General features: G+C 69.5%; 14 protein-coding genes. 8 read left to right on the plus strand and 6 right to left on the minus strand.

Features of this window, described 5'->3' with window-relative positions; translation table 11 throughout:
- The first annotated feature begins 61 nt into the window (after window positions 1-61).
- On the plus strand, window positions 62-1,378 hold the full coding sequence (locus tag O9280_RS07290; protein ID WP_298340689.1) for an MFS transporter: 1,317 nt from the start codon (window positions 62-64) through the stop codon (window positions 1,376-1,378).
- Between the two features lie 2 nt (window positions 1,379-1,380).
- Here O9280_RS07290 and O9280_RS07295 read toward each other — a convergent pair whose 3' ends face one another.
- The 4 genes from O9280_RS07295 to O9280_RS07310 all read right to left on the minus strand — a co-directional run bounded on the left by O9280_RS07295 (window position 1,381) and on the right by O9280_RS07310 (window position 4,548).
- Window positions 1,381-1,974, minus strand: a complete 594-nt coding sequence (locus tag O9280_RS07295) for a glutathione S-transferase family protein (RefSeq protein WP_298340691.1) — start codon at window positions 1,972-1,974, stop codon at window positions 1,381-1,383.
- Complete coding sequence (locus O9280_RS07300; protein ID WP_343228734.1) at window positions 1,971-2,540, minus strand: GNAT family N-acetyltransferase; 570 nt, start codon at window positions 2,538-2,540, stop codon at window positions 1,971-1,973. The genes O9280_RS07295 and O9280_RS07300 overlap by 4 nt, the downstream gene beginning before the upstream one ends.
- A gap of 40 nt (window positions 2,541-2,580) precedes the next feature.
- Window positions 2,581-3,744, minus strand: a complete 1,164-nt coding sequence (locus tag O9280_RS07305; protein WP_298340693.1) for an acyl-CoA dehydrogenase family protein — start codon at window positions 3,742-3,744, stop codon at window positions 2,581-2,583.
- Window positions 3,745-3,858: 114 nt separating this feature from the next.
- On the minus strand, window positions 3,859-4,548 hold the full coding sequence (locus O9280_RS07310) for a glycine zipper 2TM domain-containing protein (RefSeq protein WP_298340695.1): 690 nt from the start codon (window positions 4,546-4,548) through the stop codon (window positions 3,859-3,861).
- Between the two features lie 136 nt (window positions 4,549-4,684).
- Between O9280_RS07310 and O9280_RS07315 the strand changes: the two genes are divergently transcribed.
- Both O9280_RS07315 and O9280_RS07320 read left to right on the plus strand, forming a co-directional pair.
- Window positions 4,685-4,957, plus strand: a complete 273-nt coding sequence (locus O9280_RS07315) for a DUF6116 family protein (RefSeq protein ID WP_298340697.1) — start codon at window positions 4,685-4,687, stop codon at window positions 4,955-4,957.
- A complete protein-coding gene (locus O9280_RS07320; protein ID WP_298340699.1) occupies window positions 4,958-5,719 on the plus strand; it encodes a TatD family hydrolase in 762 nt (253 codons plus the stop codon).
- Window positions 5,720-5,757: 38 nt separating this feature from the next.
- Here O9280_RS07320 and O9280_RS07325 read toward each other — a convergent pair whose 3' ends face one another.
- Window positions 5,758-6,588 carry a tRNA threonylcarbamoyladenosine dehydratase gene (locus O9280_RS07325; protein ID WP_298340702.1) on the minus strand — a complete coding sequence of 277 codons (831 nt, stop codon included), beginning with the start codon at window positions 6,586-6,588 and terminating at the stop codon, window positions 5,758-5,760.
- Window positions 6,589-6,693: 105 nt separating this feature from the next.
- Between O9280_RS07325 and O9280_RS07330 the strand changes: the two genes are divergently transcribed.
- Both O9280_RS07330 and O9280_RS07335 read left to right on the plus strand, forming a co-directional pair.
- Window positions 6,694-7,179 (plus strand): glycine zipper 2TM domain-containing protein, encoded by a 486-nt coding sequence (locus O9280_RS07330; protein WP_298340704.1) that lies wholly within the window; start codon window positions 6,694-6,696, stop codon window positions 7,177-7,179.
- A gap of 58 nt (window positions 7,180-7,237) precedes the next feature.
- The gene (locus tag O9280_RS07335; protein WP_298340706.1) at window positions 7,238-7,636 is read left to right on the plus strand and encodes a hypothetical protein; all 399 of its coding nucleotides are present in this window, start codon (window positions 7,238-7,240) and stop codon (window positions 7,634-7,636) included.
- Here the strand turns inward: O9280_RS07335 and O9280_RS07340 are convergent.
- On the minus strand, window positions 7,626-8,435 hold the full coding sequence (locus O9280_RS07340; protein WP_298340708.1) for an alpha/beta hydrolase: 810 nt from the start codon (window positions 8,433-8,435) through the stop codon (window positions 7,626-7,628). The two genes, O9280_RS07335 and O9280_RS07340, sit on opposite strands and share 11 nt — an antisense overlap.
- A 60-nt stretch (window positions 8,436-8,495) precedes the next feature.
- Between O9280_RS07340 and O9280_RS07345 the strand changes: the two genes are divergently transcribed.
- The 3 genes from O9280_RS07345 to O9280_RS07355 all read left to right on the plus strand — a co-directional run bounded on the left by O9280_RS07345 (window position 8,496) and on the right by O9280_RS07355 (window position 12,536).
- The gene (locus O9280_RS07345) at window positions 8,496-10,778 is read left to right on the plus strand and encodes a DUF5916 domain-containing protein (RefSeq protein ID WP_298340710.1); all 2,283 of its coding nucleotides are present in this window, start codon (window positions 8,496-8,498) and stop codon (window positions 10,776-10,778) included.
- 94 nt (window positions 10,779-10,872) lie between these two features.
- Entirely contained in the window at window positions 10,873-12,027 is a 1,155-nt protein-coding gene (locus tag O9280_RS07350) for an HD domain-containing phosphohydrolase (RefSeq protein ID WP_298340712.1), read from the plus strand.
- Between the two features lie 8 nt (window positions 12,028-12,035).
- Window positions 12,036-12,536, plus strand: a complete 501-nt coding sequence (locus O9280_RS07355) for a DUF456 domain-containing protein (protein ID WP_298340715.1) — start codon at window positions 12,036-12,038, stop codon at window positions 12,534-12,536.
- The last annotated feature ends 27 nt before the right edge of the window (window positions 12,537-12,563 follow it).

Below are 12,563 nucleotides of genomic sequence, written 5' to 3' on the forward strand. Positions count from 1 at the left end.
GCAGCCGTTCCCGGCGGACGGGGCTTCCGCTACGGTGCCGCGAGCCTTGGAGACGCCCCGGATGAGCCCGACCGCCCTACCCCCGCCTTCGCCCCTGCAGCGCTGGACCGCGCTGGTTTTGGTCAGCCTGGCGATGTTCGGCAACTACTACCTCTACGACGCGCTCGGCCCGGTGGTCGACCTGATGCGCTCGCAGCTCGGCTTCAGCCACAGCCAGGTGGGCTGGCTGTACACCGCCTACAGCATCGCCGCCCTGCTGGTGCTGCTCGCCGGCGGCTGGTTCATCGACCGGTTCGGCACTCGGTTGGCCCTCGTGGTGTTCGCGGTGGTCTGCGTGATCGCCGCGGCGATGACGGCGCTGGGGCCCGATTTCGAAACGATCGTGGCCGGTCGATTCCTGCTGGGCCTGGGCGCCGAACCGATGATCGTCGCTGCGGTGACCGTGCTCGCCCGCTGGTTCAAGGGCAGCGAGCTCAGCTTCGCCTTCGGCCTGAACCTGTCGATCTCGCGGCTGGGTTCGGCCTCGGCCGACTGGTCGACCGGATTCGCGGCACCGCTGTACTCGAACTGGCAGGACCCGCTCTGGCTGGCCACGGCCATCGGCGGCGTCGCGGTGGCGGCGGCGATGCTGTACTGGATGCACGAACGCCGAGTCGAAGGCCGGGCCCACCTCGGCGAGCGCGCGCCACCGGACGAACTCAAACTCTCGCAGATCTTCCGCTTCCCGCGCACGTACTGGACCATCGTCGCGCTCTGCGTGGTGTTCTACGCGACGGTGTTCCCGTTCCGCGGCTTCGCCATCAACTATTTCCAGCAAGCGCACGGCCTCGACCGCGAGAGCGCGGGCGCGCTCTCCAGCCTGCTCCCGCTGGCCGCCATCGTCGCCACGCCGATCTTCGGCCTCATCGTCGACCGCGTCGGGAAGCGCTCGCTGTTCATGGCGGGCGGCTCGCTGCTCATGCTGCCCTTGTTCCTCGCGGTCACCTACCTGCCGCCGGGGCCGCTGGTTGGCCTGCCGGGCGGTGCCGAGGTGCCCCTGACCCTGCTGGTCTGCATCGGCCTGTTCGGGCTCGTGTTCTCGCTGATCCCTGCGGTGCTGTGGCCCTCCGTGCCACAACTGGTGGACGAGGAGCGGCTGGGCTCGGCCTACGCGATGATGACCTTCTGCCAGCAGGTGGGCATGGCCGCGGTGCCGGTGGTGATCGGCAAGCTCAACGACTGGGCCGGCGCCTCGCCGGAGAACCCCGCCGGCTACACGCCGGGCATGTGGTTCTACACCGCGCTCGGCGCCTGCGGGCTGGTGTTCTCGTGGCACCTCTGGTGGTCGGGGCGTGGACCGTCTCCGGCCCACGCGCTCGACCTTGCGCCGGCTCGATAGCCCTATTGCGTCAGGAAACCGGGCTGCGCGCGCACGCGCTCAAGCCATTGCGTGACGTGGGGAAACTCATCGAGCGCGATACCGGCCGCTGGCGCGTCGTGGGTGTAGGCGAACAGCGCGATGTCGGCGATGCCGAAACCGGTGCTGGCGAGGTAGGGCCGCTTCGACAGCGCCGTCTCCATCACGCCGAGGGCATCGCGCGACTTCTCGCGCAGGCGCGGCAGGTCGGCGCGACGCGGGTGGTCGGCGGGCAGGAACTTCGCGATGAAGCGCGCGACGGCGACATAGGGCTCGTGGCTGTACTGCTCGAAGAACAGCCATTGCAGCACCTCGGCGCGCTCGAAGCGGCCCTGCGGCAGCAGCGGCGAGCCTTCGGCGAGGTAGCAGAGGATGGCGTTCGACTCGGGCAGCACGCGCCCGTCGTCGAGTTCGAGCATCGGCACCTTGCCGTTGGGGTTCTTGGCGAGGAAATCCGGCGAGCGCGTCTCACCCTTGAACAGGTCGGTCTCGACCCACTCGAGCTCGAGGCCCAGCAGCGAAGCCGCCAGCAGCGCCTTGTAGCAGTTGCCGCTGGCGCGCATGCCGTAAAGCTTCATGCGCCTGCCCCCGCAGTGCCGCGCTTCGCGGCGAGCCATTCGGCGCGGGTTTGCCCCCACACGTCGATGGGCACGTCCTCGAACGGCGGCGGCAGTTTCCCCGGGCCGCGCTTCCGCGAGCCCAGCCGCTGGGCGACCTTCTGCGAAGGCACGTTGCCGGGATCGATGCAGTGGATGGCGTCGTCCCAACCGAGCGTCTCGAAGGCCCAATCGCGGGCGGCGAGGCCGGCTTCCACGGCGAAACCCTGCCCCCAGGCGTCGGGATGGAAGGAGTAGCCGATCTCGTTGCCGGGCCAGCCATCGGGGCGCCACGGCCCCATCTGGCCCAGCCAGCGGCCGCTGGACTTCTCGACCACGCTGAACATGGCGAAGCCCTGCAGCAGCCACGCCCCGGGCATCTGCAGGAACTTCCGCCAGGCGGGCGCACGCAGCAACGCGCCGCCGATGTATCGCGCCGCGTCTTCGCTCGCCAGCATCTCGGCGTAACGGTCGAAATCCGCCAGCACCGGCACGCGCAGCAGCAGCCGCTCGGTTTCCAGCGTCGGGCCCAGGACGGCCATCGTCATTCCCCGGATAGCGATCGGGCCCGTTGCCGGGCCCGATGGATCAGAACGCGTTGATGCCGGTCAGCTCGCGTCCGACCACCAGCTGGTGCACCGTCTCGGTGCCCTCGTAGGTGATGACCGACTCGAGGTTCAGCGCGTGGCGGATCGGGCAGTACTCGGTGGTGATGCCCGAGCCGCCCAGCAGGTCGCGGGCCTCGCGGGCGATGTCGATCGCCATGCGCACGTTGTTCCACTTCGCGAGCGACACCTGCGTGGGCTGCATGGTGCCGGCATCCTTCAGACGACCGAGCTGCAGCGAGAGCAGCTGCGCCAGCGTGATGCGGCGGGCCATGTCGGCCATCTTGACCTGCGCGCTCTGGTTGGCCGACACGGGGCGGCCGAACAGGATGCGCTCCTTGGTGTAGTTCACGACTTCCGTGAGGCAGGCCTGCGCGGCGCCGATCGGCCCCCAGGTGATGCCGTAGCGGGCCTGCGTGAGGCAGCCGAGCGGGCCCTTCAGGCCCTTGACGTTCGGCAGGCGCTGGCTGTCCGGGATGCGCACGTTGTCGAAGAACAGCGCGCTGGTGACCGAAGCGCGCAGGCTCATTTTCTTGTGGATTTCCTGGGCCGCGAAGCCCTTGGTGTCCGTCGGCACGATGAAGCCCTGGATGCCGTCGTCGGTCTGCGCCCAGACGATGGCGATGTGGGCCAGGTTGCCATTGGTGATCCACATCTTGGCGCCGTTGATGACCCAATCACCGCCGTCCTTCTTCGCGGTCGTCTTCATGTTGGCCGGGTCGGAACCACCGTGCGGCTCGGTCAGGCCGAAGCAGCCGATGATCTCGGCCTTCGCCATGCCCGGCAGGTAGCGCTGGCGCTGCTCCTCGCTGCCGTAGGCGTAGATCGGGTACATGCACAGCGAACTCTGCACCGAGACGAAGCTGCGGATGCCGGAATCGCCGCGCTCGAGCTCCTGGCAGATCAGGCCGTAGCTGACGGCATTGAGGCCGGCGCAGCCGTACTGCTCCGGCAGCGACGAGCCGAGCAGGCCCATCGACGCGATCTCGGGCACCAGTTCCTTCGGGAAGCGGCCCTGGTCGAAGGCGTCGCCGATGATCGGGATGACCTTCTCGTCGGTGAAGCGGGCGACGGCATCCTGCACGGCGCGCTCTTCCTCGGTGAGCAGCGAACGGATGTCGAACAGATCGGTCGGGTTCAAGGGCATGGCGGGGGCTCGCTCGGAATGGGAAGAGGCCGGAAAACCGGCCTCTTCGGGACCCGCGGATTGTAGCCCAGCCAGCCGGGGACCTGCCGCCCCCGGGGTGACGGCGGCGTGCGCTCAGCCCTGGGAATCGGCCAGCGGGGCCGGGTTGGCGACGATGATCACGCCGTCCTTGATCGGCAGGCGCTCGCCCGGCTTGTCGAGGGTCCGGACGGTGCCGCCCTGGCCCTCGTAAGTCCACTGCACGTCGTAGCCGATCACCTTGTCGCGCTCGCCGAGCTGGATCGTGTCGCCGGGCTTCTCGCCGAGGCGGAGGCTCTTCACCTCGCCCTCCAGCGCGTACTGCACTTCGTAGCCCACGACCTCCTCACGCGGCTCGCTCACCGTCCGGCAGTCCTGCACGGTTTCGTTGTAGCGGCGGCCGCCGGTGTGATTGCGGTCGATCTCACGCCCGGCGTAGCCGCCGGCGACGGCGCCCGCGACAGTGGCGACGTCGCGGCCTCGGCCACCGCCCACCTGGTTGCCGAGCAGGCCCCCCACCAGGGCGCCCACGACCATGCCGTCCTTGTCCCCGAAGCGCTCCTGCGCCCGGCGCTCGACCACGCGGTCCTCGCAAACCCGGCGCGTGCCGGCGACCATTTCCTTGATCGGGGTCGCGGCCAGCACGTTGGCGAGGATCGGCTCCTTCACGGTGATGGGCTCGGCCGAGACAACGTCGGCGTAGGTCGGGCCGAAGACGTTGTAGGCGCCGACAGCCGCACCGGCCGCGAAAACAACGCCAATGGCGATGAGAGTCTTGGTGTTCATGGCATTCCCCGTCGTGGACAGCGCAATCGCGCGCTGGCCAGAAACATGCCGCGCCGAAACTGAACACGCGCCGAAACTGTCAATCCATGTGTTCAGCCCCAGTGTATCGTCCGGTCATCGCCCAAGGAGGTCCCCCATGCGCGCCTTGCTCGTCCCCGCCATCACGAAGTTCCTCGGCGACCTGCGCTTCCGCAATCTGTTCCTGATCACGGCCACGCTGTTCGCGATCAACCTCGTCGTTCCGGACTTCATTCCCTTCGCCGACGAACTGCTGCTCGGCCTCGCGACACTGGTGCTCGCCCGCTGGAAGGATCGCGAGGCACCTCAGGCCGAAGCGGCCCCGGCCGCGCAGGCGGCGCCGCGCGACGTCATCGACCTGCCGCGCGACCAGGTGCGCCGCGAGGGCTGAGTGCGGCTCTACGACAGCCACAGCCACCTCGACGCCCCCGAGTTCGACGCCGACCGCGAGGCCGTGATCGGCCGCGCCGAGGCCGCCGGCGTCATGCAGCAACTGGTGCCCGCCGTCGCCTTCCAGGCCTGGCCGGCGCTGAAAGCGACCTGCGCCCTGCGGCCCGGCTTGAAGGCCGCCTACGGCCTACATCCGATGTACCTCGCGGAGCACCGGCCCGAGCATCTCGACGCCCTGCCCGACTGGATCGAACGCGAACGCCCCGCCGCCGTCGGCGAATGCGGGCTGGATTTCTTCGTCGAGGGGCTGGATCCGGAGTCCCAACGGCGCTACTTCGTCCGCCAACTGGAGATCGCCCGCGATTTCGGCCTGCCCGTGGTGCTGCATGCCCGGCGCGCGGTGGACGAGGTCATCGCCACAATCCGCCGCATCGGCGGCCTGCGCGGCGTGGTGCACAGCTGGTCGGGCAGCGAGGAGCAGGCGGCGCAGCTCTACCGGCTCGGCTTTTCGCTCGGCATCGGCGGCCCGGTGACTATCGAGCGCGCGCAGCGTTTGCGGCGCACCGTGGCGACGATGCCCATCGAACGCCTGCTGCTCGAAACCGACAGCCCAGACCAGCCGGACGCGACGCGGCGCGGCCAGCGCAATGAGCCCGCCTTCCTCGTCGACGTGCTTCGCGAGGTGGCCCGGCTTCGCGGCGAGGCCGAATCAGTGGTCGCCGAGGCGACGCGACGCAACGCGGAAGCGCTGTTCGGCACCTGAACAGGACGGCGCTTCGCGAGCGCCAAACCCGTGGCGTTTCAGTCCGCCTTCTTCAACAGCATCTCGATGGCCTTGCCGGCCGCGACAAAGGCGAAGGTGCCGGTGAGGTGCGTCGCCGCCCCGAGGCCGGTGCCGCAGTCCAGCTTCAGGGCCGCATCGGGATCGAGCGAGGGCCGCAGGCCGCACACCGAGCCGTCCGCCTGCGGGTAGCGGACGTTCTCGAGGGAGTAGACCGCCGGCACGCCAAAGTAGCGGTCCTTGTTCTTCGGGAAATTGAATTCGCCGCGCAGCTTCTTGCGCACCAGCGCGAGCAGTGCGTCGTGCTCGGTGCGCGAGAGATCGCGCACGCGCACCAGGGTCGGGTCGATGCGGCCGCCGGCCGAGCCGACCACGACGATCGGCTGCTTGCGGCGCCGGCAGAAGGCGATGGTCTCGACCTTGGCCCGGAAGCTGTCGAAGGCATCGAGCACGAGGTCGAAACCGCCATCCAGCCGCTCCGCGAGGTTGGCCGGGGTGACGAAATCCGCAACCGCGCGAACCTCCAGCGCGGGATTGATGCGACGGAAGCGCTCGGCCAGCACCTCGACCTTCGACCGGCCGTACTCGCCCTCCAGCGCATGCAACTGCCGGTTGGTGTTCGAGACACAGAGGTCGTCGGCGTCGATCAAGGTGAGCCGGCCGACGCCGCTGCGCACCAGCGCTTCGGCGGCCCAGGAGCCGACGCCTCCGAGGCCGACGACGGCCACATGCTTGCCGGCGAGGCGGGCGACGGTGCCGGCACCGTAGAGGCGGTCGATGCCGGCGAAACGGGGATCGGGCGGCGCGGTGCGCTCGGGCGCGACGGCCGGAAGGTCTGCGGGGCGGGACATCATCGGCACAGTGTAAGCCGCGTCATCATTCGCCCCGAAGCGACGGCTTGCGTTCAGTTCGCACGGACTAGCGTTCAGGCACCACCGCCCCCCGGGAGAACCGCCATGACGACGCCCCGCTCCATCCCGCGCCCCGCGCTCGCCCTCGGGCTCATCGCCACGGCCGTCCTTTCGGCCTGCAGCACCCAGCCGACCACGCGGCGCTATGCGCAATACGAGCCGGCGCCCTACCAGGAGCCGCAGCGCTGCTACGACTGCGGCACCGTCGAAACCATCGTCCGCGTCTACGGCGCGCGGGATAACACCCGCACGGGTGCCGTGATCGGCGGCGTGCTTGGGGCCATCGTCGGCCGCGAACTGGCCGATGACAGCAGCCGCGGGCGCCGCAACACCGCCACCGTCGCGGGCGCCGCGGCTGGCGCGTTGGCCGGCAACGCCATCGAGAACCGCGCCAACGAAGAAAGCTTCGACGTCACCGTCCGCATGGACGATGGCCGCCGCCTCACCGTCAACGTGACTGCGCTGCCGAACGGCGTGCGCAACGGCGCCTACGTGCGTTACGACGGCCGCCGCCTGCAGGCGCTGCGCTGACGGCCTGCTATCGTTCCGACGCCGGCAGGCCGCCGGTGTCGGAATGGAGCGGAAAGCAATGCGTAGCGTGGTGACCCTGATCATCGGACTGTTCGTGGGCGCCCTGCTCACCGTCATCGCCCTCAACAGCCTGAAGAAGGGCACGGCCTACCCGAACGGCGTCATGGCCGTGATGGCGGCCCAGATGGGACAGCTCGACGGCCGAATCAAGGCGAAGGCCTGCGCCGGCCCCGATCTCGAAGCCAACCTCGGCACGCTGGTGGCGCTGGGCAACGACCTCGAACCGGCCTTCCTGCCGACGCCCGACGACGAAGCCTTCAGCAAGTACGCCTCGGATTACCGCGCGGCGGTCGATGCCGCCTTGGCCACGGCGCCCGCCGACTGCGACGCCGCAGCGAAGTCCCTCAACGACATCAGCGCGACCTGCAAGGCCTGCCACCAGCAGTTCAAGAGCTGAGGCCGCCCCGCCCGTCGGGCCACCACCCGGCGATCGCATCGGCCACCGCCCGCGGTTCGCGCATCCACGCGAAGTGATCGGCCGCGACACCGAGGTGCCCCTTATCGAGCAAGTGCTCGCTGGCTGAGCGGCTGCCGGTGGCGCTGATCAAGGCCTGCAACGACGCGGCGGGCACCAATCGGTCTTCGGCCAAGCGCACACCAAGGAAAGGCACCTGGAGCGCGGCGATCCGCTCGCCGAGCTGGTCGGGCAGCCCGGGCAGGCCGTCGTAGTGGCCGCGGCGGACCGTCTGGGCCCAATCCCGCATCAGTTGTCCGGCCTCGCGACCGGCGAAGCCGAGGCGATGGCCGGGATAGCTGCCGACCGCACGCGTCAGCGGCGGCAGCGCGTGGCCGAACACCCCCACCAGCCAACGCAGCGGCCCCGGGAACAGGCGCCAATGCGGCACGCCGCTGCCCACGGCGACGAGACCCTCAGCGCCGCCATGCAAGGCCGCCGCCAACACCGCGAACTGCGCGCCGATGCTGTGGCCGCCGTAGAGCAGCGGCAGTCCCGGATGCGCCGCCGACAAGGCCGAACGGGTCGCGGGAATGTCCTCCACCAGCAACTCGCGGTAGCCCCAGTCGTGGCGTCGCGAGGGCCGCGCCGGATGCGCGCCGGTGCCGCGCCACTCATGCACGCCGAGGGCGATGCCCCGGGCCGCGAGCGCCGCTCCGAGACGGTCGTACTTGCGCGCGGGAACGCCCAGCGCGGGGAGCCACACCAGGGCCGCGCAGGCCGGGATCGGAGCATCGGACATGGGCCGAGCATGGCCGAAGGCACATGCCGGCGTCACGTGACGGACGACATCCTTGCGTCCATGACCGCTGCCAACTGCATGACGGGCGCCGCCCCGCGCCGCCTGCCCCTTCCGTTCGCCCTCGCCGTGGCCTTGGCCACGACGTCCGCCACAGCCCGTGCCGCAGACGCACAGGCGCTTGCCATCGACGGCCGACTCGACGAGGCGGCCTGGGCCGACGCCCGCGTCTTCGACCAGTTCGTCATCGTCGAGCCTTGGACGCAGGCCGCGCCCGACCCGGCCCTGGCCACCGAGGCCCGCCTGCTGTCGACGCCGGCGGGCATCGCCCTCGGTTTCCGCATGAAGCAGCCGGCCGACGTGCCCCTGCTGGCGCCGAAGGTGGCGCGCGACGAGATGACCACCGCGGACCGCGTCAACGTCTACCTGGATTTCGATGGCGACGGCCGCGCCGCCTACAACTTCACGGTGCTGGCCTCGGGCTCGATCCAGGACAACACGATCACCAACGAGACCCAGTTCAGCCCGGACTTCGACGGCGATTGGAAACACGCCGTGCACCTCGAGGACGGCGGCTGGAGCGTCGAGATCCTCATCCCGTGGACGACGGCGGCCATGCGCGGCGCCGATGCGCCGGAGCGCACCATCGGCCTGCACCTCGACCGCGTGGTGGCCAGCCGCAACGAACGCCAGGGTTGGCCGGCGACCTCCTTCTACCGCGGCCGCTTCGTCTCGGAGTTCGCGAAGGTCGAGATCCCGCAGTACCCGGCCTCGCTGCTGCACGTGTGGCCCTATGCAACGGTGATCCACGACCAACTCGACGGCGACACGCGCTGGAAGACCGGTGCCGACCTGTTCTGGAAGCCCTCGGCGAGCTTCCAGCTTTCGGCCGCGCTGAACCCCGATTTCGGCCAAGTCGAAGCCGACGACCTCGTGGTGAATTTCGAGGCCGTCGAGGTGTTCTTCAGCGACAAGCGGCCGTTCTTCACCGAGAACCAGACCTTCTTCGACCTGCGCACGCCGGACAGCGGCCAGCTCGTCTACACGCGGCGCATCGGCGGCCCGGCCGACGACGGCCGGGGCGTCTCGGACATCGACCTCGCGCTGAAGGCCAACGGCAGCTGGGGGCGCTTGGGCTATGGCGTGTTCGGCGCCACCGAGGACGGCGACGCCGGCCGCGACTTCCGCGTGGGGCGCCTGCTCTGGGACGCCAACGAACGCCTTGGCCTCGGTTGGCTGGGCACGCAGGTGGAGCGTCCCTTCCTCGACCGCACGGCCGACGTGCAGGCCGCCGACCTGCGCTGGCAGGCCGGCGAGTCACTGCTGGTGAATGCGCAGGTGATCGGCTCGCGGGTCGAGCAGGCCGGGCGCGAACGCAGCGGCCAAGGCGGCTGGGTTCGCGCGAACTGGAACCCGAACTCCGCCTGGCGCTACGAGCTGGAGGCCACCCACTTCGGGCAGGGCCTCGACTTCAACGACCTCGGCTTCATGCGCCGCGGCAGCCTCAACGAAGTCGAACTGACCGGCGAGTACAACCACACCATCGACGACGCCGGCAGCGCGCTCGCGTCCACCCGCTGGTACGCCGAATTGCAGGCGCGTCGCAGCGACAGCGGCGTGCGCCTGCCCACGTGGTTGATCCTCGAGCACGGCACCACGTTCCGAAACGGCGACCAGTTCGAGGTCGGCCTGATTCCGCGCAGCGACGGCTTCGACGACCTGCTCTCGCGTGGCAACGGGTTGGTGTGGCGCTCCGCGCGCGCCGAGGCCTACGCCGGCTGGTACCCCAGTCGCGAAGGCAAGCTGGGCTGGGACTTCAACATCGGCGCGAGGCCGGAAGGCGTGTCCCGCGCGCTGGCCGTCGAGACCGACCTGCAGCTGTACTGGTTCCCGAATGAGCGCGTGAACCTGATGCTCGAGATCGAGCCGATGTGGAGCCCCGACTGGCTGATCTGGAAGGGCGGCACGCGCTTCGCCCGCCACAGCCGTCGGCTCGATGCCGCCAACCTCGGCCTGAACTGGTTCCCGGCGCCGAAGCACGAGATCCGCGTGAAGGCCGAATGGCTGGCCATCCGCGCCCGCGAGGGCCGCCGCTACCAGCTCGGGCCGGACACCCGCCTGCGGCCGGTCGCGGGCGCCGAGCCGGATTTCGATATCAACAACTTCGGCGTGCAGGTGCGCTACCGCTGGGAGTTCGCGCCGCAGTCGGACGTTTACCTTGTCTGGTCGCGCGGCGGCTTCCTTCGCGAGGAGCGCAGCGGTGAGTCGACCCTCGACCTTCTGGACGAAGCCCTGGCCCTGCGGGACGCCGACCAGTTCCTCGCAAAAGTGCGTTACCGCTTCTGATCGACGCCCGGCCTTGCGCTAATCTGGCGCGTGAAGTCCCACCCACAAGCCTTTGCCCAGTCTGGATTTTCGGATCGCCGACGGAGGTCACCCGATGCGTTACCGGCCCATGCCCGACATCCAGATCAGTGTCGGCGAGGCATTGCCCTTCACGGTCTTCGACCGCACGGGACAGCCGCTGCTCGTCAAGGGGCATCCGGTGGAAAGCGACCTCATGCTGGCGCGGCTTTACGAGCGCGGCTTGGTGGAGGACGGCGGACCGGGGGCACGCACCGATACCCGCGAATCGGAAATCGCGCAGCGCACGCGCTACGCCGCACGTCCTTCGGCGCGTCTGCGCGACGCCGAAGACGAGCTCACCCTGCTGCACCGCGACCTGCAGGCCGGCGTTTACCGCGACACACGCAACCGCATCGTCGAGCTGGCCCGCGACCTGCAGGACGCCTGGGAGAACGATCCCGACCAGGCGATGGGCCTGCTGCAGCTCGAGGCCATCGACCACCGTCTGTCTCGGCGACTGATGCATGCCGCCTTGCTGACCCAGGTCCTGTCGGTGCCCCGCGGCCTCGACGAGTCCCGGCGACTGGCGCTGATGTGCGCGGCTCTCACCTATGACGTGGCTCTTGCACAGATCAGCGAAACGCTGGCGAACCAGGCGGTCCCCCTCAGCGAAGCACAGTGGCGGTCGATCCAGACGCACACGTCGGATGGGATGGAGATGTTGCGGCGTGCCGGCGTCGACGACGAGGTCTGGCTCACTGCGGTGCTCGACCACCACGAACGCGTCGACGGCACCGGCTACCCTCGCGGGCTGCGTGGCGAGGATGTTTCGATCGAGGCGCGCATCCTCGGCATCGTCGACATCTACACCGCGATGATCCGCCCGCGGGCCTACCGGGACGCACAGCCTTCCCGCGTCGCCCTGCGCGACATCTTCCTCGAGCGCGGTCAGCGCATCGACGAAGGACTGGCGACGCTGTTCATCAAGGAACTGGGCGTCTACCCACCCGGGACCATGGTCAAGCTCACCAGTGGAGAAATCGCCGTGGCCGTTCGACGCACCGCCGAGGGCGCCCACCCGCAGCTTCGCTCCGTGATCGGCAAGGACGGCGCGCCCTTGGCTTACCCGCAGGTTCGGGACAGCCGCATGCCGGAGACCGCGATCGTGGAAATCGTGCCGGTCTCGCAGTACCGATCGGCCTTGGGTAGCCTCAACGTCCTCTGGGCGCGCGGTGCGACCGCGGGATAAGGACGACGATGGACATGACGGTGTGGCTGTACGTGCTTGCGGGCGCGTTGATCGTGATCGGGCTGCTGGGCACCTTCCTGCCCGCCCTGCCCGGCATGCCGCTGATTTTCGGCGGCATGCTGCTGGCGGCGTGGGTCGGTGATTTCCAGATCATCGGCGGCTGGGTGCTGCTGGTGCTTGGCCTGATGTCGCTGTTCGCGCTGGGCATCGACTTCCTCGCCTCGACGCTCGGCGTCAAGAAGGTGGGCGCCTCGAACAAGGCGGCCATCGGCGCGGCGCTCGGCACGATCGCCGGGCTGCCCTTCGCGATCCCCGGCCTGCTGATCGGCCCCTTCGTCGGCGCCGTGGCCGGCGAGCTGATCCACCGGCAGGCTTACGACCGCGCCAACGTAGGCGAAGCCGCGAAGATCGGCCTCGCCACCTGGCTGGCGATGGCCATCGGCGCTGCGCTGAAACTGGCGGTGGCGTTCACCATGCTCGGCATTTTCGCGCTGGCGATCTGGCTGTAATCGCCGGCCGTCGGGGCGCGGCAAATG

Source organism: Silanimonas sp., from assembly GCF_027531545.1.
Taxonomy (GTDB): domain Bacteria; phylum Pseudomonadota; class Gammaproteobacteria; order Xanthomonadales; family Xanthomonadaceae; genus Silanimonas.

Bases quoted from the DNA above. Each gene is read 5' to 3' on its own strand.
- O9280_RS07315 (WP_298340697.1), top strand. From the start codon at position 4,685: ATGCGCGCCTTGCTCGTCCCCGCCATCACGAAGTTCCTCGGCGACCTG.
- O9280_RS07350 (WP_298340712.1), top strand. From the start codon at position 10,873: ATGCGTTACCGGCCCATGCCCGACATCCAGATCAGTGTCGGCGAGGCA.
- O9280_RS07325 (WP_298340702.1), bottom strand. From the start codon at position 6,588: ATGTCCCGCCCCGCAGACCTTCCGGCCGTCGCGCCCGAGCGCACCGCG.
- O9280_RS07335 (WP_298340706.1), top strand. From the start codon at position 7,238: ATGCGTAGCGTGGTGACCCTGATCATCGGACTGTTCGTGGGCGCCCTG.
- O9280_RS07340 (WP_298340708.1), bottom strand. From the start codon at position 8,435: ATGTCCGATGCTCCGATCCCGGCCTGCGCGGCCCTGGTGTGGCTCCCC.
- O9280_RS07305 (WP_298340693.1), bottom strand. From the start codon at position 3,744: ATGCCCTTGAACCCGACCGATCTGTTCGACATCCGTTCGCTGCTCACC.
- O9280_RS07290 (WP_298340689.1), top strand. From the start codon at position 62: ATGAGCCCGACCGCCCTACCCCCGCCTTCGCCCCTGCAGCGCTGGACC.
- O9280_RS07300 (WP_343228734.1), bottom strand. From the start codon at position 2,540: ATGACGATGGCCGTCCTGGGCCCGACGCTGGAAACCGAGCGGCTGCTG.
- O9280_RS07295 (WP_298340691.1), bottom strand. From the start codon at position 1,974: ATGAAGCTTTACGGCATGCGCGCCAGCGGCAACTGCTACAAGGCGCTG.
- O9280_RS07310 (WP_298340695.1), bottom strand. From the start codon at position 4,548: ATGAACACCAAGACTCTCATCGCCATTGGCGTTGTTTTCGCGGCCGGT.
- O9280_RS07345 (WP_298340710.1), top strand. From the start codon at position 8,496: ATGACCGCTGCCAACTGCATGACGGGCGCCGCCCCGCGCCGCCTGCCC.
- O9280_RS07355 (WP_298340715.1), top strand. From the start codon at position 12,036: ATGGACATGACGGTGTGGCTGTACGTGCTTGCGGGCGCGTTGATCGTG.
- O9280_RS07330 (WP_298340704.1), top strand. From the start codon at position 6,694: ATGACGACGCCCCGCTCCATCCCGCGCCCCGCGCTCGCCCTCGGGCTC.